At 54.7% G+C, this 18493-nt stretch carries 21 protein-coding genes; 14 read left to right on the top strand and 7 right to left on the bottom strand.

Translation table 11 applies throughout. The annotated features are described in order from the left end of the window. Positions 1–74: 74 nt before the first annotated feature. Together H6F94_RS29755 and H6F94_RS29750 are read left to right on the top strand one after the other, a co-directional pair. Complete coding sequence (locus H6F94_RS29755; RefSeq protein ID WP_190805857.1) at positions 75–527, top strand: DUF4383 domain-containing protein; 453 nt, start codon at positions 75–77, stop codon at positions 525–527. Positions 528–831: 304 nt separating this feature from the next. After that, positions 832–1137 carry a hypothetical protein gene (locus H6F94_RS29750; RefSeq protein ID WP_190805856.1) on the top strand — a complete coding sequence of 102 codons (306 nt, stop codon included), beginning with the start codon at positions 832–834 and terminating at the stop codon, positions 1135–1137. A gap of 2 nt (positions 1138–1139) precedes the next feature. Here the strand turns inward: H6F94_RS29750 and pgeF are convergent, their stop codons facing one another. Beyond that, positions 1140–1871 carry a peptidoglycan editing factor PgeF gene (gene pgeF / locus H6F94_RS29745; protein WP_190805855.1) on the bottom strand — a complete coding sequence of 244 codons (732 nt, stop codon included), beginning with the start codon at positions 1869–1871 and terminating at the stop codon, positions 1140–1142. An 80-nt stretch (positions 1872–1951) separates the two neighbouring features. Between pgeF and H6F94_RS29740 the strand changes: the two genes are divergently transcribed. The 3 genes from H6F94_RS29740 to H6F94_RS29730 all read left to right on the top strand — a co-directional run bounded on the left by H6F94_RS29740 (position 1952) and on the right by H6F94_RS29730 (position 4257). Continuing rightward, positions 1952–2752, top strand: a complete 801-nt coding sequence (locus tag H6F94_RS29740) for a biotin--[acetyl-CoA-carboxylase] ligase (protein WP_190805854.1) — start codon at positions 1952–1954, stop codon at positions 2750–2752. Between the two features lie 27 nt (positions 2753–2779). Further along, positions 2780–3817 (top strand): M23 family metallopeptidase, encoded by a 1038-nt coding sequence (locus H6F94_RS29735; protein ID WP_190805853.1) that lies wholly within the window; start codon positions 2780–2782, stop codon positions 3815–3817. Between the two features lie 71 nt (positions 3818–3888). Continuing rightward, positions 3889–4257: a DUF6464 family protein gene (locus H6F94_RS29730; protein WP_190805852.1), complete on the top strand. Its 369-nt coding sequence runs from the start codon at positions 3889–3891 to the stop codon at positions 4255–4257. Here the strand turns inward: H6F94_RS29730 and H6F94_RS29725 are convergent. Beyond that, a complete protein-coding gene (locus H6F94_RS29725) occupies positions 4244–4990 on the bottom strand; it encodes a response regulator transcription factor (RefSeq protein WP_190805851.1) in 747 nt (248 codons plus the stop codon). The two genes, H6F94_RS29730 and H6F94_RS29725, sit on opposite strands and share 14 nt — an antisense overlap. A 438-nt stretch (positions 4991–5428) precedes the next feature. On the opposite strand from H6F94_RS29725, the gene H6F94_RS29720 reads away from it, so the two are divergent. Then, positions 5429–6025: a CPP1-like family protein gene (locus H6F94_RS29720; protein ID WP_190805850.1), complete on the top strand. Its 597-nt coding sequence runs from the start codon at positions 5429–5431 to the stop codon at positions 6023–6025. Here H6F94_RS29720 and H6F94_RS29715 read toward each other — a convergent pair. Together H6F94_RS29715 and H6F94_RS29710 are read right to left on the bottom strand one after the other, a co-directional pair. Continuing rightward, positions 6022–6726 (bottom strand): HAD family hydrolase, encoded by a 705-nt coding sequence (locus tag H6F94_RS29715; RefSeq protein ID WP_199320701.1) that lies wholly within the window; start codon positions 6724–6726, stop codon positions 6022–6024. The genes H6F94_RS29720 and H6F94_RS29715 overlap by 4 nt on opposite strands. 99 nt (positions 6727–6825) lie before the next feature. Next, on the bottom strand, positions 6826–7614 hold the full coding sequence (locus H6F94_RS29710; protein ID WP_190805849.1) for a tetratricopeptide repeat protein: 789 nt from the start codon (positions 7612–7614) through the stop codon (positions 6826–6828). 76 nt (positions 7615–7690) lie between these two features. On the opposite strand from H6F94_RS29710, the gene H6F94_RS29705 reads away from it, so the two are divergent. The 7 genes from H6F94_RS29705 (at position 7691) to H6F94_RS29675 (ending at position 12031) form a co-directional block, all read left to right on the top strand. Then, on the top strand, positions 7691–8875 hold the full coding sequence (locus H6F94_RS29705; RefSeq protein ID WP_190805848.1) for an ABC transporter ATP-binding protein: 1185 nt from the start codon (positions 7691–7693) through the stop codon (positions 8873–8875). Positions 8876–8941: 66 nt separating this feature from the next. Then, a complete protein-coding gene (rpmI, locus tag H6F94_RS29700) occupies positions 8942–9139 on the top strand; it encodes a 50S ribosomal protein L35 (RefSeq protein WP_190805847.1) in 198 nt (65 codons plus the stop codon). A gap of 44 nt (positions 9140–9183) precedes the next feature. Next, positions 9184–9531 carry a 50S ribosomal protein L20 gene (rplT, locus tag H6F94_RS29695; protein ID WP_190805846.1) on the top strand — a complete coding sequence of 116 codons (348 nt, stop codon included), beginning with the start codon at positions 9184–9186 and terminating at the stop codon, positions 9529–9531. A 17-nt stretch (positions 9532–9548) separates the two neighbouring features. Continuing rightward, on the top strand, positions 9549–10298 hold the full coding sequence (locus H6F94_RS29690) for a transporter substrate-binding domain-containing protein (RefSeq protein ID WP_190805845.1): 750 nt from the start codon (positions 9549–9551) through the stop codon (positions 10296–10298). Positions 10299–10381: 83 nt separating this feature from the next. Continuing rightward, on the top strand, positions 10382–11053 hold the full coding sequence (locus H6F94_RS29685) for a sigma-70 family RNA polymerase sigma factor (RefSeq protein WP_190805844.1): 672 nt from the start codon (positions 10382–10384) through the stop codon (positions 11051–11053). 107 nt (positions 11054–11160) lie between these two features. After that, positions 11161–11703 (top strand): anti-sigma factor family protein, encoded by a 543-nt coding sequence (locus tag H6F94_RS29680; RefSeq protein WP_190805843.1) that lies wholly within the window; start codon positions 11161–11163, stop codon positions 11701–11703. Then, complete coding sequence (locus H6F94_RS29675; RefSeq protein WP_190805842.1) at positions 11678–12031, top strand: hypothetical protein; 354 nt, start codon at positions 11678–11680, stop codon at positions 12029–12031. Before H6F94_RS29680 ends, H6F94_RS29675 begins: the two co-directional genes overlap by 26 nt. On the opposite strand, the gene H6F94_RS29670 is transcribed toward H6F94_RS29675, so the two are convergent. Further along, the gene (locus H6F94_RS29670) at positions 12028–12924 is read right to left on the bottom strand and encodes a 4-hydroxybenzoate solanesyltransferase (protein WP_190805841.1); all 897 of its coding nucleotides are present in this window, start codon (positions 12922–12924) and stop codon (positions 12028–12030) included. The two genes, H6F94_RS29675 and H6F94_RS29670, sit on opposite strands and share 4 nt — an antisense overlap. Continuing rightward, a complete protein-coding gene (locus tag H6F94_RS29665; RefSeq protein WP_190805840.1) occupies positions 12924–13697 on the bottom strand; it encodes a sensor histidine kinase in 774 nt (257 codons plus the stop codon). The genes H6F94_RS29670 and H6F94_RS29665 overlap by 1 nt, the downstream gene beginning before the upstream one ends. Positions 13698–13861: 164 nt before the next feature. On the opposite strand from H6F94_RS29665, the gene H6F94_RS29660 reads away from it, so the two are divergent. Beyond that, on the top strand, positions 13862–15532 hold the full coding sequence (locus H6F94_RS29660) for a Ppx/GppA phosphatase family protein (RefSeq protein WP_190805839.1): 1671 nt from the start codon (positions 13862–13864) through the stop codon (positions 15530–15532). 290 nt (positions 15533–15822) lie between these two features. Here the strand turns inward: H6F94_RS29660 and H6F94_RS29655 are convergent, their stop codons facing one another. Further along, entirely contained in the window at positions 15823–18477 is a 2655-nt protein-coding gene (locus H6F94_RS29655; RefSeq protein ID WP_242041463.1) for a chloride channel protein, read from the bottom strand. Positions 18478–18493 lie beyond the last annotated feature (16 nt).

Raw genomic sequence — 18493 nt, 5'->3', positions numbered from 1 at the left:
GCAGTAACGAGACAAAAGCTTTTTCAGTCTGAATACCTTAGGTCAAACCTTTAACCTTTAACAGTGAGGTCTTAATGAAAACACGCTACTTCGCCCTGATTGTTGGGCTTCTTTTCCTGATGGTCGGTATCTTTGGTTTCTTGCCTGCCTTTGTGACTTTACCCACAGGTGCTCCGGGAATCCAAGTTGATGCCCCAACTCTTTCATTTGATGATGGCTATGGCTATGTGCTGGGACTTTTCCCAACTAACTTTTTGCACAACGCTGTTCATATCGTTGTAGGCCTCTTAGGCATTGCAGCCTTCACAAGCTTCAGTGGCTCTCGGGTATTCAACCAGGGCTTTGCCATTTCCTATATCTTGATTGCCTTGATGGGCCTGTTCCCAGTGACCAATACAACCTTTGGTTTGATGCCCATCTTTGGGAACAACGTCTGGTTTAATGCAATCACTGCGCTTGTTGCCTTCTACTTTGGCTTTATAGAGCCTGCAGCAGAAGCAGAACGGGAAGTCACCGCTGCCAGCTAGGTAAGCCAACCTCCCCAGAACTGATGACTGGCGAACGCTAGGTTCGTTGGTCCACTACCAATAAAAGAATTGCCGTGGCTATTCACTTAGCCACGGCAATTCTTTTATTGGTAGTGGCTAGCAACCCTCCGTTTGGTTAAACCAGCTACAGTTGGATGCGCTCTGACTCGGCAAAATCAGCCATATTGCTTAGGCTGTATTTGAGTAAAATCTCTCTTCAGGGGGAACCCTAATCTAAGCAGAGCCGTGAGAGACCCCCACAGCAACTCTGCTGCACGAACAGAAGCTTGAATTAGGCGACAGTATGTTGGAAAGCAATGTCGGGCTACAGCCTCAGCGTGAGCAGGCCAAGATCACGGACTTGGAGATGACCGATACCGAATACTTGCAGCTCCTGACCCAAGGCCGTAACCCAGTTCAAGAACAGTCTTACCAACTGCAACTCGCCGGTTTCGGAATTCCGCTTGAGGATGCCCGCCAACTCGCCAGCCTATTTGATAAGCCACTTCCTTCGCAAGGCGAGCAGATTCTAGTTGCCAAGGCGCTTAGACATATTTGGCATCAACTCATCAACGAGCCCCTGCGTTGGCGCTCTAACCTACGCTGCTGAGCTCAGCTACTAAGCTCAGTACTCACAATTCCCGACCACTGCACCTGCTTGCGGCTATCGCGTCGGTAGGAGAAAAAGCGTTCTGGCTCGCTGTAGGTGCAGTGAGGAGCGATAGCAATTTGGTCAGCTTGCAGTCCCAGTTGAGCAAGCTGTAAGCCTTGAACCTTACGAATGTCTAGGCGTATCTTGCCCGCCTCAGCGTCGGGTCGGAGCGCGAGGTCTGCTTGAGCTACTGTTAGCGCAACTTGAGAAGCTACGTCTTCTGAAACCTGGTACATGTCGCCTGAGATTGACGGTCCTAGCGCCACCCGTAAGTCTTCAAGGCGGGAACCTGTATTGAGAAAGCGGCGGATAGCCTCTGGCAAAATTTTGGCGGCTGTCCCTCGCCAGCCAGCATGGATCGCGGCACAACTGCCCCGAGTCGTATCAGCGATCAAGGCTGGGGTGCAGTCTGCTGTACACACCCACACTGAATATTGGCCACCGCTAACAAACACCCCATCTGCCTCCAACAACTCATCGCTCTCCTCAGCTAGGTCTTCCACAGCCACAATGGAGTTGCCGTGGACCTGTTTAGCTCGGTGCGGCCTCAGCTCAGGATGCAGAACGGGCGCGATCTCAATTAGAGGCCGAGGCCAAAATTCTCGGGTCAGAAACCCATGAGACCAGGGCTCCAAGAGGCTACAGGTGAGGTAAGGCAAATCTTGCCAGGTGCGCCAGTGCCAGGTGTGCATCGGTTAAAACCTTCGGGCAACGTCGATTATCCTAACGTGGTAGCTTCCTAAAGCAAGATCCTAAGAACCGGGGGAAACGGTTGCTAGAAAATTTGGGTCATGAGTTAGCACTGGGTCGCTTTGGTCGGCCCCTGCACTGTCTAGAGCACACCAACTCTACGAATCAGGTGGCTTGGGATTTGGCTCTGCAGGGTGCGACTACAGGTACCACGGTCATTGCTCAGTCCCAGAATGCTGGACGAGGACAATGGGGCCGAACCTGGCAGTCTCAGCCAGGAGGGCTCTACCTGTCTGTACTGGTTCAGCCCCAAGCGCTTAGCGCCGCCCAGGCTCAGCAACTGACTCTAGCTGCTGCCTGGGGTCTTGCCACCGCACTCAGCGACTATGGCATTCCTGTGCGGCTTAAATGGCCCAATGATCTAATTCTCGAAGGGCAGAAACTCGGTGGCATTTTGACTGAAACCCGTCTCCAGCGTGGCCTAATTCATCAAGCTGTGATCGGCGTCGGTATCAACTGGCGTAATTCTGTGCCGGAGACAGGTATCAATCTAGAAGCATTTCCAGAGCTTGCCTTCTCAACTCTGACCGCAATAGTTCTTAAGGGGCTTGAGCAGGGCTATACCTATTTAGACCAGGGCGAGATCGACGCTATCGTCCCTGAGTATCTAGGCTTTTTGAGCAGCCTGGGTGCCCGGATTCGCTGGGCCGGTCGTGAGGGCACGATTACGGGGGTGACAGCTGAGGGTGACTTGCGCTTACAGTGCGATGACCGAGCAGGGCCTCTTGAAATCCAGCTCAAACCAGGTACGATTCAGCTGGGTTACTCTGGGTCAGGTGAGCCTGATTCTGCCGTTGCCCCGTCAGTTAATCAAGGCCGTTAGCTACTCTCTGCGTGAGGATATTGAAGCATGCGTCGTCTTTCCCTATTGCTACAGGCATTGGGGCTGGCATTAGTTGCTGGTCCGGTCTGTGATCTTGGTGCAGCTTGGGCTGAGTCCTCGCCCACAAGCATGGAACCAAGCACGGCTCCTGTAGAAATGGCTGCGCCTAGCGCCCCATTAGAGGTTGTCTTCGAAACACCCGAGGCGGTCGCTAAGCCTGAGACGATAGCGCCCCAAGCTTCCTCTGCACCAGTAGCCCCTGTGGAGGAACCAGAGCAGCAGATCACAGTTGTGATGGAAAACCGCAGCACGGGCTGTCAGGCCCAGGTTAGCGGCAAGACTCTGTCGAAGCTGCAGAGCAATCTCTGCCAGCGTCCCACGCCGCCTGCCACTCCTACCGCTGCTCTTCCTTCAACCTCAGCACCAACCAGACAGGCTGCAGCCCAGTCGCGACGCGCTCTCAAATCTGCTCCGATTCAGGAGCCCGACCTGGCGACTTTGGCCAGCTACATCATTAACCGCAACACGAAGAACCCAACTTCTTTACGCACTTTTCTCGCCAGCCGTGCTGGGTATCTAAGCCGCTACCCCGGTAATGGCGACTTAGGTTTGCTCTATCCACTGCCCTCCCCGGCAGCAGTGACCTCTGCTTTTGGGCTGCGAGTTCATCCGATCACGGGCCAGGTCACGTTCCATCGAGGCGTTGACTTGGGCGCAGCGGAGGGCACTCCAGTCCTGGCAGCTTTTGCGGGCCGCGTTGCCATCGCTGAATTCCTAGGCAATCTCGGTCTAGCGGTCATTCTGAACCACTCTGATGGCAACGAAACCCGCTACGGCCATCTCTCGCAAGTATTTGTGCAACCTGGCGAGTGGGTTGAGCAGGGACAGGTAATCGGAGCAGTTGGCTCTACGGGATTAAGTACCGGTCCCCACCTGCACTTTGAGCTTTGGCAAAATACAGCTGCAGGCCGTGTGGCAGTAGATATTACAGAGCAGGTACAACTGGCTCTGGGCCAACTTGTTCAGCAGCTCGCCGTCAACTCTGCTGGAGCGGGGCAGAGCTGATCGCCTACAGCAGGCTCAGGAGATAGGTGCAGTAACATATGTAAGCACCATTACACCTCTGGGCCTGCCCTGTGGAGAGTTCATCGCTACCCACTCACTTTTATCTCAGTCATCCACGTACCCTCCTAGGTTCAGTAGCACTGGATTGGATGCCCCAACCCGGAACCTGTGTGGAGTATGCGGACAAAACCTATATGGTCCTAGAGCGCCGTCACCACTACGCGCTTAAGCTAGGACGCTATCACCTCAGCCGCATCTCACTCTATGTCAAGCTCAGCCCTCGCCCTACAGAGCGTAGCTTAGTGGGGGACCGTTGGGTGCTTGGAGAAGCCAATTGCCGCTTCAACGCCCAATCGGAGTTGATCCGCTGTGCGGTCAACCCCCAAGGGCCCTGTGCAGGCTGTCGTCACTTTGAACGGGAAGCCCTCAGCCAGCTCTAGCCTCTGACTTGGCATCTGGAGCCGCATCAGCATTGCCTGAGGCTTCAGGTGCTTTGAACTTGTAACCCACGCCTCTCACAGTTTGGATCAAGGCTGGCTGGCTAGTGTCTAGCTCGATTTTCTTCCGAATCTGACCGATGTGGACGTCCACAACCCGTTGGTCACCGACGTACTCATAGTCCCAGACCTCCTGGATCAGCTCTGCCCGTCGCCAAACTCGCTCCGGATGACTGGCAAGCAGATGTAACAAATCAAACTCCAAGGCAGTCAGAGGCACCAAGGACTCATTGAGGGTGACTTCGCGTCTTACCGGGTCGATGCTGAGACCATTGAAGGTCAAGCATTGTTGCTCGGCGACACTCACGCTGCGTTGACGCTTGAGAATGGCTTGCACCCGCACCCCTAGTTCGCGCAGGCTGAAAGGCTTGGTGATGTAGTCGTCAGCTCCCTGAGAAAAGCCTTGAATTTTATCAGCTTCGTCGGTGCGACTGGTCAGCATCAGCACAAACACCTGAGTCTGGGTCTGCATCTCCTGGCACAGGCGGTAGCCACTGGTATCTGGCAGGTTCACGTCCAGAATCACCAGATCTGGATTGAATTGGGTGAAGGACGCTAAGGCGCTCTTGCCATCCTCAGCGGACTCCATCTGATATCCCTGCTTAGTTAGATAGCGGCAGACAAGGGTTCGGGTTGCCACCTCATCATCTACCACGAGAATTTTGGCTTGGGCCATATGCTAATGCTCGAGATCGCAACAGTAGGGACAGACTACAAGAATCAAAAACCGCTTTCAGACAGCTTCGCCCCGTTCACTCTATTCGACCCAGGCCCTTGAGCATCAGGTTAGACCTCAACACAAATCATTACAATGTGTTGATTTCTGTAAGGCTAACTGTGTCCATTGAGTCTGGACCCTTGCTAATTACTTAGGTCAGTTGAGGTCGCTAGGCTATCTGAACCAGCCTAACAACCCAGCTTACCGAAACCAAACCGAATCGACCACCCGATTACCTACCAGATCTAGCACTAAATGCTCGTGTAGAGTCCGTATTTTCTTGTAAAGACTCAATTAAGCACGAACTCATTGAGAATCCTGCCACGAATTGCTTGTGAAGAAGGGGAGCCCTAAGCTAGCCTGAAGATTCAGCAGCTACTTATCAACTGATGGCCGATGAACGACCAGAGCCCTTACCGGCGTCTCGGGGTGTCAGAAGATGCCTCTTTCGAGGAAATTCGCGAAGTTCGAGATCGTCTAATCGAGCAGCTCGAGGGCGATGAGAAGCAAGTGGCCAGCATTGAAGCTGCCTATGACGCCATCCTCATGGATCGGCTGCGGCTGCGACAAGAAGGCAAGATCAAGGTCCCTGACCGTATCCGCTACCCAGAGCGTTTAGTACAGCCTCCACCCAGCGTTGTCACGGCTCCTGCGCCTAGAGGTCCCGCTTGGTTTCAGCAGCTCGTTGACACTCCGCCTCCCAAGGAAATCGGAGTATCGTTTGCGGTTTTTGCTGGTCTTGGGCTCTGGGGCATCCTGGACCCGTTGCGGGTTACCTTTGCGCTTGCCTTAGGAGTTCTTGCCAGTCTCTATTTCCTCAACCGCAAAGAGCGCAAGCTCGGACGGGCCGTGTTACTTACGCTGGGAGCGCTCGTGGGCGGAGTCCTGCTTGCTGGCTTCGTGGCGGGCTTGCTCAGCCCAGGGATTAATCAATTAGTGTTCTCTGGTCTGACATTCCTGGTTCTGTGGCTTATAGCTTGCTTTTTGCGCTAGCTTTTTGCCTTCAGACCCGTGTGTTCCAGAAAGATTTCGACGGCGGCGGCTAGATCCGGCACGATGTAGTTCGGCTCGTATTTTGCCAACTGTTCCCGGTTGCGGATGCCGGAGAGAACCCCGATCACTGGAATGTTGTGGTTCTTGGCTGATAGCAGATCTGCCTCGGTGTCGCCGACCATCCAAACCGTCTCTGCTACTGGCAACTCTGCTAAGGTGCGAGCCATTAGCAGGGGTTTGTCATTAGTATCGCCAGTTTTGACGTAGTCATCATCTAGACAATAGATGTGAGTTTCAGGAAAGAAGCGGCCCAAGTCATATTGCTCTAACACAGGCAGCAACTCGCGCCTGTGACGCATGGTCATAACACCTAGCTCTACCTCATATTCCTTGAGCATTTCCAGAGCCTCTACTGCCCCTGGTGCAAGTTGGTCGTAGGGAAAATACTCATCAGTGTGAACAGTGGCCCGGCGTAGCTTAGCAAAGGCAGCCGCTTGCTCTTCGTCAAACCCTGAGCGACGAGCAATTTCTACCTCAGGCACCCGGTCGCGTTTAAGCGCCCAGAAATCGGCTTTGCTGAGGGTAGTGACAAGTTGCCCCTGCCGTTTAGTCTGAGCGACGCAGTACAGATAAACCTGGTAGTAGCGCTCTGAGATGTCCATAATCGGACCGTCAAAGTCAGTAAAAAGCCGAATCAACATGGGGCTTTAATGTAGTTAAGTTTTCTGACAGCCTAGAGAAATAATCCATACATCTACGCGCTGTGTGTTTACGCGATGTGTAGCCCCATTCAGCGCGGCTCATTCCAGCTCTAGGAAGCGCTGGAGGGCCGATACTAAGGTTGGTGGCCAGCGACGGGTTTGACTGACCCAATCTAGATCCTTATAGCGGGGATCCAGACCTACGGCGCCAACCCAGTAACTTTCTGCCTCGCCGCGTCGACCTTTCACCCATAAGCTAGCAGCTAAAGCCGCCCGCACATCAGCAAAATTGGGATAGCGGCGAGCCAAGTTGCGCCATTCTCGTTCTGCTAGGAGTGGTTGCTCGGTTTGGTAAAGGGCTAAAGCGTAGTTGGCACGAGCGAAGGCGAAGCCAGGCGCTAGTTCAGTGGCTTTACGATAGTCAGCCAAAGCCTGTTGCCAATCCCCGCGACCGGCCTTAGCGCTACCCCGGTTGTTGTACCCCGCTGCGTCGTTGGGGTTCAGCTCCAAAACCCGGTCGTAGTCAGCGATAGCCTTGTCCCATTCGCTCAGTCCTTCCCAAGCTGTACCCCGATTGAGATAGGGGTCAGGAACGTTGGGAGCTAATTCGACCGCTTGGCTGTAATCGTCGAGCGCCTCGTTGAGTTTTCCCTGACTAACCCGAGCGTTGCCCCGATTGCTCCAGGCTGCTGCGTTGTCAGGAAAGCGTTCGAGAATTTGGGTCCAGAAGCCCTCAGCTTGGGCAAAGCGACCAGCCTCAGTTGCGGCTTCGGCCTGGTTTGCCAGTTCGTCCAGCACTTGATAGCCATCCTCTGCTGCTTGAGCAGGAAGCATCAGCAAAACCAGCATTAGGCACAGAGTCAGGCAGCGCAGCAGTTGCGTTAGCATCGCCAAGGTTTGTAAATCTCCTATGATCTCTGAGACTACTGATTTCTGAGACTACAACACGCTGAGGGGCGGGCTGATGGCAGATGTCGTCCTAGAGAACCTTTATAAAAGCTTCGGGGCAGGGGCAACCGTCCTCAAGCGTATCCATCTCACAGTTGCCGATGGCGAGTTTCTAGTACTAGTTGGACCCTCTGGTTGCGGCAAAAGTACGCTACTGCGTTTAATTGCTGGTCTGGAAAGCGTGACCGCCGGCAATATTCGGATCAGTGGTCGGGTGATCAACGATCTGCCACCTAAAGCGCGGGACATCGCTATGGTGTTCCAGAGCTATGCGCTTTACCCCCACATGAGTGTGTACAACAACCTGGCCTTTGGCCTGCGTCGTACTCTGCCCGCACCCACTTCATCCTCATCCTCACCAAGCTGGGTCTCAAACCTGCTGGTTAGCGCCACCCGTCCGTTGCCTAAGGGGTTACGTTACCTATCGGCTCAGGAAGAAATGGTGAACGAACGGGTACGCATGGTCGCTCAAATGTTGCAGATTGAAGCCCTGCTGGAGCGTTTGCCTAAGCAGCTATCGGGTGGGCAAAAACAGCGAGTGGCTCTGGGGCGAGCGATGGCTCGCCAGCCCAAGGTTTTTCTAATGGATGAGCCTCTGTCTAACCTTGATGCCAAGTTACGTTCTGAAACCCGCTCCCAGATCGTGCAACTGCAACGACGGTTGGGAACAACCACGATCTATGTCACCCATGATCAGACTGAAGCGATGACGATGGGCGACCGTGTGGCGGTGCTGAATGGGGGTGAGGTTCAGCAGGTTGCCAGTCCGCTCGAGCTTTACAACCAGCCTGCCAATCGCTTCGTAGCAGAGTTTATTGGCTCGCCGCCGATGAACTTTATTCCAGTTCAGGTTAAAGCGCCGCTTTTGCTGTTGCACCCTTGTTTCCGCCTGACCCTGCCTGAGAACTGGGGGCCGCTTTTGAGTCGCTATGACGGGCATAGCCTAACTCTAGGAATTCGCCCGGAGCACCTTAGTCTCAGTCCTCCAGCTCCCCGTAACTTGCCTGTACGGGTAGATTTGATTGAGGCTCTGGGCAGTGAAACCCATCTGCTCACTGTATTGGGTGGGGAGCGAATCCCGATCCGGGCGCGCGTTTCACCTGAAGCGGCTGTAGCTTTGGGTGAGGAGATTTACCTAGCCCTGAGAACCGAACATATTCACCTATTCGACCCGGATAGCGGCTTAGCTCTGGTTGCGTAGGACGGCGCTGGAGTTGTAGGATAAGAGACTGTGTTTGTTTGAACCACATTCTAGCCAAGCCCTCCTATGCCCAAGCTCAAGACCCGTCGGGCGGCTGCCAAGCGTTTTCGTGTCTCTGGCAGTGGAAAACTTCTCCGCCGTAAAGCCTTCAAGAATCACTTACTAGAGCACAAAACTACCAAGCGTAAGAGCCGTTTGACCGGTGTGACTGAGGTCAACGAGCGTGATGCTGAGAACGTACGCTTGATGCTGCCTTACCTCTAAATTCAACGTCCAGAACCATTCAAAATCTACTAGGTTAATTAGCCATGACACGGGTCAAACGGGGTAATGTCGCTCGTAAGCGGCGCAAAAAGATTCTGAAGCTGGCTAAGGGCTTCCGGGGTTCCCATTCCAAGTTGTTCCGCACCGCTAACCAACAGGTGATGAAGGCGTTGCGGAATGCCTATCGTGACCGCCGCAAGAAGAAGCGGGATTTCCGGAGCCTTTGGATCATCCGTATCAACGCTGCTGCTCGTCAGCAGGGCTTAAGCTACAGTGCTCTAATCGGCACGCTCAAGAAGGCTGACATTCAAATCAACCGCAAGATGTTAGCTCAGCTTGCGGTTCTCGACCCTGACACCTTTGCTGAAGTCGTGGCTAAGGCCAAAGCTTAGTGCTTTTAAGGTTGGGCATGGTGCTGTTATGGCTGGTACTGGCTTGGAGCCAGCCAGCCATTGCTGCTGATTGGGCCACTATTCAGCAACGACACCAACTCACGATTGCGGTCAAGGATAATCTCCGTCCTCTAGGTTTCAAGGATGTCAGCACTGGCGAACTAGTTGGTTTTGAAATCGACTTGGCTCGCTACTTGGCGCAAGAATTGCTAGGGAACGCTCAGGGGCTCAAACTGCTTCCTGTCAGTAATCTTGAGCGGTTACCAACTCTGTGGTCTGGTGAGGCTGATTTGGTCATTGCCCGCCTGAGTGTAACTGGGCCACGGGCCCGTCTGGTTGATTTCAGCACGCCCTACTACGTGGACGGCACTATGCTGGTTACCCGTCAGACGAGTTTGACCCGCTTGGAAGATCTAACCGACCAGGTGATTGCAGTTCTGGAGGGATCCAGTACCATTGCAGCGTTGCAGGCCACGTTACCTCAGGCAAGGCTAGTGGCGGTGAACTCTTATCAGGCTGCATTGGAAGCTTTAGAAGCAGGGCAGGCTGTGGTGTTTGCTGCTGATGCGAGTGTGTTGAGCGGTTGGATGCAGGAGTATCCAGCTTACCGCCAGGTTGGCCCGTTGCTGTCAGCGGAAACCCTAAGTGTGGCGATGCCCAAGGGTCTTGCCTCGACTGAGCTGCGTGTTCGAGTGAATCGGATTCTGGAACAAGCTCGGACTCAGGGCTGGCTACAGCAGCGTGCTTCCGCTTGGGGGCTTCCTTAGCTCAAGCGCTTCTGCGGCTGCATGGGGAACCTGGAGATGGGTACAGCGTCTGGAAGATCTGGACTTGACTCCATGCCATGCCCATGAGCGATACCCTGTCCCTAGTTTGGCCTGTACCTGTTCTCCCAGCCGGGGCTACTCCCTCGCGAGGATCTGTGCAAGCCGAGAAACTGTCAACTTCTGAACTGGTGCTGCGGTGTCAGCGTGGCTTCCGACCCGATCGGGCTGCCTTTACCGAGCTAATGCGGCGGCATGAGGCCCATGTTGACCGTCTACTCTACCATCTTGCTCCTGATTGGCAAGACCGAGCCGACCTATCCCAGGAGGTCTGGATTCGAGTCTATCGGAACCTTAAGCGGCTCAATGAACCGGAGAAGTTCCGGGGCTGGCTCTCTCGCATTGCCACTAACCTCTTCTACGATGAGTTGCGCAAGCGTAAGCGTAGTACTAGTCCCCTGTCCCTCGACGCCCCTCTATCAGTGGGAGATGGTGAGGTGGGTTGGGAACTTCCTGCCGAGGATCCAGGTCCAGAAGAACACCTGACGACGCAAGAGTTTTATGAGCAGTTGCGAATTGCGATTCGCGATCTGCCTGAAGTATTCAGAACTACGATTATTCTGCGGGAGATTGAAGGGCTTCCTTACGAGGAGATTGCTGAGATTACCGGTGCCTCTCTAGGAACTGTCAAATCCAGAATTGCTCGTGCTAGGCAGCGTCTACAAACACAACTTCAGGCCTATCTTAAAGGCGAGTAAGATTGGGGCCGTCAGGCATCCCCAATCTTGGGTAATAATGTGCTGAGTTGAGTGTAAAGAACTGTGACGTCTCTCGCAGGCTGATCAACCCTTCGGTGGTGATTGCAATGAGTGTTAAGCAGGAGCATAACGAACTGAATCGAGATCGTTTTGAGCTACTCAGCGCCTATCTAGATGGCGAAGTGACAGCTCAGGAGCGGCAGCAGGTGGAACACTGGCTGCTTGAGGATCTTCAGACTCAGCGTTTACATCAACGGTTATTGAGTCTACGGACTGGAATACAGGCTATGCCGACAGAGGCAAGTCCAGTCTCTACTCAGGTCCGGGCGCAACAGGTATTTAACCGTTTAGACCGGCGTGGTCAACGGCGAAATGTGGTCTGGGGTAGTGTTGCTGCCGCTGCCTTGGTGGGCGCAGTGACTAGCGCTCTCATGCCTCATCAGTTGCAGACGGCCTCTGTGCCGACTCAGAATCAGAAAATGACTTCGCCTCAGATGGTCGCTATTACTTTAGAGCGGCCAATCTTGGAAGAGGCGCCTAGTGCTTCTACTAAAGCCCCAGCTCAGTCGGTTGGGGTAGATGCCAAATCTTACCTGTTTGAGAAAAGTGTCCCGGTTAATGCTAATGCCATCCTCTTTGAAAAGCCTTAAACATGCTTTTCTGCGCCTGTTATTGTTGGGACTTTTGAGCACTAATCTAGGTTTGGTTTGGGCTGGAGCCAGCCTTGCTCAGAGCCAAAGCCGAGCTAATTCCAGCTCAGCCGAGCAACTTCAGCAGCAGTTCAACCAGCGGGTTGCCGCTCACAATCGCCGCATCGTGCAGGCCCAGGATGAGCTTCAAGCCCTATTGAATAATCCCAGAGCTACGGACGATCAGATTCGCAACAAGCAGCGAGAGTTGAGTGCCCTACGCACCCAGCGCGAGGAGATGGCAACCGCCCATTTGCTGCGCCTACGCCGCCTGCAAGGTAGTCCCTAGCAGGCCAGCAACGCGCCTATTTCCATCCCTGCGAGTAGCAGAAAGCCAATCCAAACGTTCTGCGCAAACAGTCGACCATAATCGGCTCGACTTAAATTGCGACCCAGCAATTGCCGATACTGCAAGATCCAAAGCCCTGTGGCTACAACTGTAGTCAGAAAAAAGGGCCAGCTCAAACCAAGGTTTATGCCGGTTAAGAGCAGCAGAATCACAGTGCCAGCTAGAAATGCACCGATTGCTTGAGTCACAAATTTACCAAAGAACAGGGCGCTGGACTTGACGCCAATGCGTCGGTCATCCTCGCGGTCGGCCATTGCGTAGATGGTGTCAAAGCCTAGAGTCCATAGCACTGTGGCGGCCCATAGGAGCCAAGCTGCTGGGCTTAAAGCGCCTGTTACTGCACTCCAGCTAATCAACACCGCGAAGCCCCAAGCGAGTGAAAGCACCAGTTGTGGGATGGGAAACACGCGCTTTGCCAACGGGTAAAGCACGATCACCGGCACAGCTGCCACACACAGCGCGTAGCTTAGCGGGTGGAGATAGGCCGCTAGGCCCCAAGCACATAGAAAAGCTACGACAGCCACGACTAAGCCCACCCGTACCGAAAGGGCGCGAGAGGCAAGTGGGCGGTTACGAGTTCGCTCAACTTGCGGATCGATGTTGCGGTCCCACAAGTCGTTGACCACACAACCGGCAGCACTGGTTGCTAAAGTGCCTACAATTACCACCCCCACCAAAACCGGGGGCAGCCTACCGCATTGTCCCAAACTGTGGGCAGCGAGAACCACAGCCCACAAAGCTGGCAGCATTAGAATGAGCCGTCCTGCGGGTTTATCCCAACGCAGCAGGCGGAAGATAACTTGCCAGATTGGCGTAGAAGTAGTGCTGCTCATCAAGGGGAAGCGCTGGAGTACACGGGCAAGGTGAAGTAGAACAAACTGCCTTCACCGTGAGTTGATTCAAAATCAACCGTTCCCCCCTGATTTTCTATCAAGAGCTTGCACAGAGCTAGACCTAGACCAGTGCCTCGAATTTGAGTTCGGTCTGTATGCTCTACCCGGTAGAAGTGCTGAAACAGATAAGGTTGATCAGCCACAGGAATACCCAAGCCATAGTCGCGCACCCAAATCTTGAGCTGGTGGCCGCCTGCACATAAATCAGCGCCTAGCAAGACGGGCGAGGCTTCAGGAGAATACTTAAGGGCGTTAGATACCAGGTTGGTCAAAACCTGAAGCACCTGCCAGTGATCGGCCAAAATCAAGGGCAAATCCGGATCTACTGTTGCTTGAATTGGGGCGCCGGGAAAGAGGTCTAAAGTGTCACAGACCACGTCACAGACGCTGAGGGGTTGGGGACAAGTGCCTAAGGATTCTGAGTCCGGCTGGTGCAAAGCCAACACTTCGGTGAGCAGGCGCTGAAGCTGATGCATCTGCTGCCGCAACAGAGCCAGAAATTCCTGGCGTTGAGCTGCTGATAAATCTGGCTCGCTTAATAGATCTAAACAACCTTGCAGCGAGGTCAGGGGCGTGCTGATTTGGTGAGTGAGCAACGCCATCAGCTGATTGCTCACCTCCACCTGTCGGCGTAGGCGCTGATTCTCCCGCAGCAAAACATCAGGATCCAAGAGGTGATCCTCGGTGGGATCGGGAGTCGGGAACGGCCCCATAACGGCCTAAGCAGGCGGCTTAGTGTAAAGACATGTTTCAGATTATTGCTGTTGCGGCACATTTGTCATCGGACAAGCGGATTAGAAAGGCAAATTTTTAGTAAAAAAATTAGGGGAATATGTAGCAGTGTTAGCTACAATCTAGTGCGTTTCCGGCTTTTTTCATGCCTGTGAACGTGCCCAATTACCCGCCTTTTCCGGTCGCGCCAATTCTTGCGGCTATCGATATTGGCACGAATTCTATCCACATGGTTGTGGTTAGGATTCAGCCTGACTTACCTGCCTTTACGATCATTGGGCGTGAAAAAGAGACTGTTCGCCTGGGAGAACGAGAGCAGCAGACGGGCCGTCTGACCCCTGTTGCTATGGCAAGGGGCCTTGAGGCCCTACGCCGTTGCCAGAGTATTGCTCAAGCTCAAGGCGCGGGTGAAATTATTGCTGTGGCCACGAGTGCTGTGCGGGAAGCGCCAAACGGGCGTCAGTATTTGCAGCAGATCGAGCAGGAGTTAGGTATAGAGGTTGACCTGATTTCGGGTCCAGAGGAAGCCCGACGCATTTATCTCGGTGTTCTCTCTGGCCTAGAGTTTGGCAATCTGCCCCATGTGATTATCGACATTGGCGGCGGCTCCACCGAGCTGATTTTAGGTGATGGGCGAGAGGCTCGCTTCTTGAGCAGTACCAAGGTTGGGGCGGTGCGTCTCAATGAGCAGTTTGTACACAGCGACCCAATCCGCTCTGAAGACTACGAGCGCTTGCGGGCTTATGTGCGCGGCATGCTGGAGCGACCGGCTGAGGATCTACGCTCCCATCTCACCCCCGCTGAAACCGGCTGCCTCCGCATGGTGGGTACTTCTGGCACGATTCAGGCGCTAGCCCTGCTCTTAGCCCGCGAGAAGCTGGGTACAGTGCCATTGCCGCTCAGTGGATATGAATTCAGCCTGAGCGAGTTAGAGGGCGTGTTAGAGCGCCTGCAACGACTGAACTTGCGGGAGCGACGCAACCTTCCTGGCTTATCAGAGCGGCGATCCGAAATTATCCTGGCTGGTGCGACAGTCCTGCACGAAGCGATGCTACTGCTGGGGACCTCCAGCGTGGTGGTTTGCGAGCGGGCCTTGCGCGAGGGCCTAGTGGTGGACTGGATGATGGCCCACGGGCTAATTGCAGACTACTTGCGCTATCAGGAGTCGGTGCGGGAGCGCAGTGTCATACGCATGGCCCAACGCTATCAGGTCAATGTAGACCACAGCGAGCACGTAGCAGATTTAGTGTTGACCTTGTTTGACCAACTCAACGGCGTGCTGCATGACTGGGGGAGTCCAACGACTGAGGGCTTACCCTGGCGAGAGTTGCTGAAGGCTGCGGCAATTCTGCACAATTGTGGCCACTACATCAGTCATTCAGCCCACCACAAGCACTCCTACTACTTGATTCGTCATGGTGAGCTGCTGGGCTATACCGAGGCCGAGATTGAAGTTATCGCTAACCTAGCTCGCTACCACCGTAAGGGGACGCCTAAGAAGAAACACGAGAGCTACTTGACCCTGACTCACAAGCAGCATCGCCGCTTTGTAGACCAGGCCAGTGCCTTGCTACGCTTGGCAGTGGCTTTAGATCGTCGTCAGTTGGGCGCGGTCGAGCGTATTTGGCTGGAGTATGACGCCGAAGCACGGCTCCTGCATCTGTACATACAACCAGCGCAGGCCGATGACCCCTGCGATCTGGAACTGTGGAGTCTGGACTTTAAGAAGGAAGCTTTTGAGACTGAGTATGGGGTCAAGCTAGTTTCACACCGGGCCAGTGCTCAGGCTGGCTTGCTGACAACGGCTGCCCCCTAGCTGTTTCCTCCTGTGCCTCAAGACTGTCGCTTCCAGATGTCTTCTAAGGTTCTGGATATCCTGCCTAAATTCTCGTAAAAGTCTTTAAACCAGCTTCTAGGAGCCTACTGCTCCTCGTAACTGAGTATGGGGTCAAGCTAGTTTCACACCGGGCCAGTGCTCAGGCTGGCTTGCTGACAACGGCTGCCCCCTAGCTGTTTCCTCCTGTGCCTCAAGACTGTCGCTTCCAGATGTCTTCTAAGGTTCTGGATATCCTGCCTAAATTCTCGTAAAAGTCTTTAAACCAGCTTCTAGGAGCCTACTGCTCCTCGTACCAGAATGACTGTCCGCTTGCTATTGCGGGCAATCGCTTCCGGGATGTTGCCTTTAATCACCTGTTGCAGCAAGCCCTCCCGACTAGCCCCTAGCACAATCACGTCACATTGGTCTTGGCGGGCTAGATCAAGCACTGCATGAGAGACGGAGGTGGCGTGAACTGGTGTGGTGCTGACCTTCCAGGGCACTGCACGCCCATGCCCCCGTTGGCTTAGGCGACGGCTGAGGAACCGAGCCGCTCGCTCTAGATTGCTCTGGTCTGGGCGAGGCTGAGAGGGCTCAAACACTTGACAGAGACGGATCTCAGGCGCACTACTGAGCGAGACCAGGGCTGGCAGCAATTGCACCGCTTGTTGAGCATTGGGACCACCTGCCATAGGCACCAACCAGCGATTGGGGATTGTCTGACTGCACAACTTCACCAACACAACCTCGCAGGCGGCCTGTCGGATTACAGTGTCTACGACGTTGCCGAAAATACGGCCTGGCGTCGGTGTGCTCCCCTCCCAACCCATCAGCACCAAGTCAATGTGACGCTCTTTTAGAGTTTCCAGAATGGCCTGCGCAACATCGTGCGCTACTCGAACCTGGGTGTGAACTGGAATTTTCAACTCTTTGCCCAAACGCACTGCTCGATCTAGTAGCCGTCGGCTACTGGTTGTCCGCACCGATGTTTCAGATGGAGAATTGTCCCGAGGCACCAAAATGACCTGTAGGCATTCGAGTTCGAAATGGCGCTCGCGGGCAATCGCTGCTGCCAGTCGCAGCAGGGCTGAGGCAGTTTGGGGGTTGGCGAGAGGCACCAAAAGCCGCCCTTGGCCCAGAGCTGGCGCGCGGGTCTGATGCACGACGTAAGAAGGTTCTGGCTGTGGGCCAAAGCGGTTGTGATCACCGCTCAACCGGTCAGATTCCACTCGAATGATGTCAGCTCTAGTGATGATGCCGACTAGCTTGCGCCCCTCTGTCACGGGCAAACGGCTGAGCTTGTAACGGTCCAACAGGTAGAGCACCTGAGTCAGCGGATCGCTGGGCCGAACTGTCACTGGTTGCAACGTCATAATCTCCCGTAGGGGCAGATCACCGGCCAAGCCTCGCTGGTTGATCACTGCGAGGTCAGTTTGGGTGACAATCCCCACAAGCTTGCCTTCGTCCAGCACTGGGAAGCCTCGGTGGTGCGAGCGAGAAAAAGCCTGTACGACCTCATCCAAGCTCAACTCGCTAGCCAGTGTCTCGACTCGTCCCTGCATGATGTCCTCGGCAGTCAGCTTTGCCCAGAGGCCATCAGCGGGTGCATCCGAATCTAATTTGATACCATTCCACTCCAGCAGGCGCGTGTAGAGTGATCCTGGAAAAACCTGTTCGGACACGAGATAGGCCACCACCGAGGTGATCATCAAGGGCAGCACCAGGTTGAAATTGGTTGTCATCTCGAAGACGATCACGATTGCTGTGATCGGCCCCCTGGCCACCGCACTAAACACAGCCCCCATACCGGCAAGGGCGTAAACAGTAGGGGAACCGACCAGATCAGCTCCCCAAGAAACTCCAGAAACAAGAGATAGGTTCTGGAGACTTTGAGCCCCTGTGCCGACTAGATAGCCCAAAGCGGAACCCATAACCAGTGAGGGGGCAAACAAGCCTCCCGGCGCGCCGGAGCCGCAGGCAATTAAGGTCAGGCCGAAGCGGATGACCAGAGCTACAGCGGTCACCTGCCAGCTGGCTTCTCCAGTGACCAACAACTCCTGCATCCCTGCGTTGTCCCGAAATGAGGCCGGCAGGAGCGCCACGATCAATCCAGATGCTAACCCCGCTAAGCCCACTCGCCAGGGTAGTCCCAGGCGCAATACCCGACGATAGAACGTCAGGCTTAGGAAGACGCCTTGGCAAAATAGGCCCCCGAGCAAGCCTGCTAAAACTCCCAGGATCAGGAGTAGTGGAATCTCTTGGGGCAGAAAATTGATCTGATCGGCGTTCATGCCAACGGAAAGCTCATTGCCCCCCAGTAGCCGGGAGACGACAGCGCCGACAAACGAAGCCAGAATTGCTGTCCCTAGAGTCAGGCCCGATACGTCCTGCAACAGCTCTTCGATCACGAACAGAACGCCCGCGATTGGGGCATTAAAGCCTGCTGCTAAACCGGCTGCTGTCCCCGCTGCAATCAGCTGGCGTCGGTAGTCTGGCGACGTGGGGACCCAACGGCTGAGCTGAGCGGCTAGCGCGGCCCCAATTTGCACAGTTGGACCTTGTCGGCCTAAGGTCAGCCCAGAGCCCAAAACCAGGGTTGTACTGACCAGTTTGACAACCGCAACTCGTAAATCGAGCGATACGGGCAAACGGGCAAGGGCTGATTTGACTTGAGGGATACCGCTCCCCGCCGCTTCTGGTGCCAACCGTTCTACGAGCCAGCCAGCCAGTAGACCGCCGCAGAGCCCGATGGCTGGCAAAATCAGCCAGGGGGGCAGGACGTGAGCCGCGTACACACGCCAGCCCCCTAGCCATCCCACCTGTTGCTTGAGGAGGAAGCCTGCCAGACCGGAGACTAGACCGATCACGCAGGCTTCAAAGATCGCTAGACGTTTGGGCTGGAGCAGTTGCCACAAACGGTTCGGAACGGGGAGATGCCACATCATGCTGAAAATCAGCCAG

Origin of the sequence: Leptolyngbya sp. FACHB-261 (assembly GCF_014696065.1) — a bacterium.
In the GTDB taxonomy this organism is placed as follows: Bacteria; Cyanobacteriota; Cyanobacteriia; order FACHB-261; family FACHB-261; genus FACHB-261.
Note: the sequence above shows the minus strand (reverse complement) of the source record. Positions and strands in the feature narration are given on the sequence as shown.

Bases quoted from the DNA above. Each gene is read 5' to 3' on its own strand.
- H6F94_RS29755 (WP_190805857.1), top strand. From the start codon at position 75: ATGAAAACACGCTACTTCGCCCTGATTGTTGGGCTTCTTTTCCTGATG.
- H6F94_RS29685 (WP_190805844.1), top strand. From the start codon at position 10,382: ATGAGCGATACCCTGTCCCTAGTTTGGCCTGTACCTGTTCTCCCAGCC.
- H6F94_RS29660 (WP_190805839.1), top strand. From the start codon at position 13,862: ATGCCTGTGAACGTGCCCAATTACCCGCCTTTTCCGGTCGCGCCAATT.
- H6F94_RS29665 (WP_190805840.1), bottom strand. From the start codon at position 13,697: ATGGGGCCGTTCCCGACTCCCGATCCCACCGAGGATCACCTCTTGGAT.
- H6F94_RS29725 (WP_190805851.1), bottom strand. From the start codon at position 4,990: ATGGCCCAAGCCAAAATTCTCGTGGTAGATGATGAGGTGGCAACCCGA.
- H6F94_RS29750 (WP_190805856.1), top strand. From the start codon at position 832: ATGTTGGAAAGCAATGTCGGGCTACAGCCTCAGCGTGAGCAGGCCAAG.
- H6F94_RS29720 (WP_190805850.1), top strand. From the start codon at position 5,429: ATGAACGACCAGAGCCCTTACCGGCGTCTCGGGGTGTCAGAAGATGCC.
- H6F94_RS29680 (WP_190805843.1), top strand. From the start codon at position 11,161: ATGAGTGTTAAGCAGGAGCATAACGAACTGAATCGAGATCGTTTTGAG.
- rplT (WP_190805846.1), top strand. From the start codon at position 9,184: ATGACACGGGTCAAACGGGGTAATGTCGCTCGTAAGCGGCGCAAAAAG.
- H6F94_RS29670 (WP_190805841.1), bottom strand. From the start codon at position 12,924: ATGAGCAGCACTACTTCTACGCCAATCTGGCAAGTTATCTTCCGCCTG.
- H6F94_RS29675 (WP_190805842.1), top strand. From the start codon at position 11,678: ATGCCATCCTCTTTGAAAAGCCTTAAACATGCTTTTCTGCGCCTGTTA.
- H6F94_RS29655 (WP_242041463.1), bottom strand. From the start codon at position 18,477: ATGATGTGGCATCTCCCCGTTCCGAACCGTTTGTGGCAACTGCTCCAG.
- H6F94_RS29690 (WP_190805845.1), top strand. From the start codon at position 9,549: ATGGTGCTGTTATGGCTGGTACTGGCTTGGAGCCAGCCAGCCATTGCT.
- H6F94_RS29735 (WP_190805853.1), top strand. From the start codon at position 2,780: ATGCGTCGTCTTTCCCTATTGCTACAGGCATTGGGGCTGGCATTAGTT.
- rpmI (WP_190805847.1), top strand. From the start codon at position 8,942: ATGCCCAAGCTCAAGACCCGTCGGGCGGCTGCCAAGCGTTTTCGTGTC.
- H6F94_RS29705 (WP_190805848.1), top strand. From the start codon at position 7,691: ATGGCAGATGTCGTCCTAGAGAACCTTTATAAAAGCTTCGGGGCAGGG.
- H6F94_RS29710 (WP_190805849.1), bottom strand. From the start codon at position 7,614: ATGCTAACGCAACTGCTGCGCTGCCTGACTCTGTGCCTAATGCTGGTT.
- pgeF (WP_190805855.1), bottom strand. From the start codon at position 1,871: ATGCACACCTGGCACTGGCGCACCTGGCAAGATTTGCCTTACCTCACC.
- H6F94_RS29715 (WP_199320701.1), bottom strand. From the start codon at position 6,726: ATGTTGATTCGGCTTTTTACTGACTTTGACGGTCCGATTATGGACATC.